General features: G+C 49.3%; 1 protein-coding gene. It reads right to left on the reverse strand.

The window, feature by feature from the left end; all coding sequences use genetic code 11:
* On the reverse strand, positions 1-3,792 hold a 3,792-nt coding region (locus EAE92_RS23745; RefSeq protein WP_214069823.1), incomplete at both ends, for a condensation domain-containing protein.

A 3,792-nucleotide genomic window follows, 5' to 3' on the forward strand; every position in this document is an offset into this window, starting at 1 on the left:
TCAGGGATTCGCCTTCAAACACCAGCGCCACGTTATCCGGCGTGCTTTCCACCTGGGCTTCAAACAGTTGTTGCAGGGTTTTATCCTGCGGGTAAGGCGCATCGGTCTGATTCCAGCGGTGCAACAGGGTATGACGCTCTGCTTCGCTGAGGAAGGTGATTGACGTATGTAACTGGTCTGGGTTGCATGCGGCCGCGTGCAGGATACGCTCAAGCTGACCCAGCAGGCGCTGTGTCTGCGCTTCTGTCAGCCAGTCTTTGCCATAACTAAATTTGATGATGAGACTGTTATTGTGCTCATAGGCTGCCAGCGATACCGGATAATCCACTTTTTCGACGGACTGACGGAATGTCAGGGTATGTTCTATACCGGTTGGGTTTTGGCTTACCACGGGGGATGGATAGTTTTCAAATACCAGCAGGCTGTGGAATAAGCGTTCTCCGTCGGATTGTAAACTGGCCAGCGAGACGGCACTGTGGCTGTTGAGGGCTGCAATAGCCGTCTGAATATCTTGTAAAACCGCGGCTATACTGTCTGTTGGACGCCATTGCACCCTCAGTGGCAAGGTATTGATATATAGGCCAACACTGGACTCAATCCCCGCTACCGGAACATCGCGGCCGGAGACGGTGGTGCCGACAATGGTTTGTGTATCGCCTGTGTAGCTGTGAAGTAGCTTATGCCAGGCAAATTGCAAGGCCACATTCAGCGTCACCCCTTGTGTCCGGCACATATCCTTAAGCTGCGCATAAGTGTTGCTCTGTATAGTGAGTAGTTGCTCGGCGGGTTTTTCAACGGTTTTTATCTGCGTTAAATCAACGCAATGACTTAGTAAGGGCGAAAAATCATTTATTCCGTGGAGTTGTGATTTATGTTCAGCCCAATAAGCCTCGGATTCTGCTTTATGATCCAGATAATATTGCAGGGTCGCCAGATAGGCTTTATCTACCACTATTTGGGGGACACGCTCTTGTGTGAGTTCGTTGTAATATTCATGCACAGCCTGCAATAAAATCGGGTTGCTCCAGCCATCGGTAATACAATGATGTTGCGTGATTAGCACCGTTACCAGATGCTCACTTTGTTTAATTAAGGTGAAGCGAATTAAGCCTGGCTGACTTAGATCAAACGGCAGGGTACGGTCATGTTGTTGAATTGCGTCAATGGCGCTGTTCCATTCTTCTTTTGGTAATTGACTGATATCTTTGATCTCGAAATTCGCCGAATGAATACTTGCGTCTTTCGTCACAACTTGTAACACCTCGTCTTCCCAGTTAAATGCTGTTCTGAGGATGGGGAAGCGTAGCGAGGCCAGCGCCCAGGCCCGCTGGTAGGCGGCAAGATCGAGTTGTGTGTGATAATCCAGCAACAATTGTACGCGATAGGCATCATCTTGTGGCTGGGACAGATGATGATAAATAAATCCTTGCTGCAAACTGGTGGCGGGGTACAGGGCTTCAAGCGGGTAGCGCTGTTGTAGCTGGCGTAGGCGAGAGATTGACAGCCCGTCAATACCATAATCACTAGGGGTTCTTATCCCGCCGGCTTGCGCCTGTTGTTGACCAGCCATAATGACAACCTGGAGAGTCTGCTCAAATGCGGTGATAAATACTTGTGTCTGAGTCGGTGTTAAGCGCGAACTGACACTGAATTGCAGCCTGCCAGCTTGAATTAGTCCGTTAATATTTAGCAGTAAATGACTATAGTTATTGTTTGCTATTACATTTCCACAATAGTCGTTGGTCAGTGACCAGTTTTGCCCGATTGCTCCTCCCAATTGACCGAGGTAATTGAAGCTTATCGCCGGTAAATCCCCATTCAAATAGCCTGCCTGATGTAATGCCCCATAGCCAATGCCTTTATTGGGTACAGTACGAAGCATCTCTTTGGTGTGAATGATGGTGTCTGCAATATTCGTCTTCATTGCCAGACGAACGGGATACAGCGTGGTAAACCAGCCGATAGTTTCAGAAACATCCAGTTTGTTGTCGATGCTCTCTCGACCGTGGCCTTCAAGCGTGATGTGGTTAATCGGTTGAGAAAAAACAGCTTGTAATGCCAGCGTGAGAGCGCTGAGAAGTAAGTCATTGATTTCGGTCTCATAGCCGGCATTGGCTTCATGCAGCAGAGTGTTGGTCAATTCGGCGGAAATGCTCAGCATGTGATGACTGATCTCCTCTGAAGCTGTGTGAGAGGGATTTTCTGCCATGACTTGCTGCCAGTAGGAAACTTCCTGTTGATGGCGTTTTGCATAGTGATGGACGGCGCTCACCCATTGACGATAACTACTGGTTTTTTCTGGCAGTGTTTCGCCATGCAACAATCTGCGTATATCTTCAGCAATAATTCGCCAGGAAACCACGTCAATGATCAGATGGTGGAATGCGAAGAATAGCCGGGCGCTGCCATCGGTATATCCGGTCAGATGACCTGCCTGCCATAATGGCCCGCGGCAATAATCAAAGCCACTTTGCCATTGGGTTAGTTGTTGATGTAATGCGTCCTTATTTAATCCCTTGATATCACAGTGATGTAAGAGGGAATATGAAGATGGCATTTCCGTGGAATAGTACTGACGGTAGCCGTTTTCGGTATCTATAAAACGGACACGCAGCATATCATGCCGTTTAGCCAGCATTATCAGAGCCTGTTCAATCTGTACGGATTTGATATCCCCGGGGATCTGGATCATAAATGCCTGATTCCAATGGTGTGGATTTGGCCAATTCCAGTCGAAGAAGGTCTGTTGGATAGGCAACAGGCTAAATTCCCCGCTTAACAGTCCCTGCTCTGCGAGCATATTAACGGTAGATGATGAGAGAGCCAGTAGTTGGGCTAACCGGGCCACCGTTGGTGCTTCAAAAATTGATTTAACCTGGAGGGAAAAGCCCGCTTGCCGCAGTTTTGACACCAGTTGAATACTGACAATGGAATCCCCCCCGATGCGGAAAAAGTTATCTTCAATGCCAATGCGCTCCAGCCCTAACACGTCCTGCCAAATGGCACACAGTTGAGTTTCCAGCGCATTGCGGGGCGCGACATAGTTGTCACGATCCCCCCAGACTGGTTCAGGCAAGGCGCGGCGATCCAGTTTTCCGTTCAGAGTCAGGGGGACGGATTCAATACGGGTAAAACTGGCCGGCAGCATATAGTCCGGTAAGCGGGAAGAGAGATGCTCAGTCAGGCTGTCATCAGACAGTACCCCCGTCGTCACCAGATATGCCGCCAGTACTTTATGATTGTTATGCTCATGGTCAATCACCACCGCTTGTTTTACTTGTGGGTGCAAAGTGAGCGCTGTTTCAATTTCGCCCAATTCAACGCGATAGCCACGGATTTTGACCTGAAAATCATTGCGGCCCAGATATTCCAGATCGCCATCCGGCCGCCAGCGGACTAAATCGCCGGTTCTGTACAGGCGGGTGTAACCGAGTGCATTGTCTTCTGCGGTGGCAAAGGGATTCACCACAAAACATGCGGCCGTCAGTTCCGGTTGGTTCAAATATCCCCGCGCCAGCCCGGCACCGCCAATATAGAGTTCTCCCGGTGCGCCGACAGGAGACAGATTGCCGTGATTATCAAGAACGTAAAGGCGGACGTTATTAATCGCTTTACCAATGTTTGTTGCAATATCTCCATGTTGATACTGCTTTCCTGTCGCACAGACGGTCACTTCTGTCGGGCCGTAAGCATTCAGTATGCCGTTGTGTTGGCTGAAGTAGTCAAGAAAATCTGGAGAAGGTGACTCTCCGGCGGTGACTAATAATTGCAGGGAAGGCAACTGAGCCCCAG

Origin of the sequence: Photorhabdus hainanensis (genome assembly GCF_018448965.1) — a bacterium.
Classification (GTDB): Bacteria; Pseudomonadota; Gammaproteobacteria; order Enterobacterales; family Enterobacteriaceae; genus Photorhabdus; species Photorhabdus akhurstii.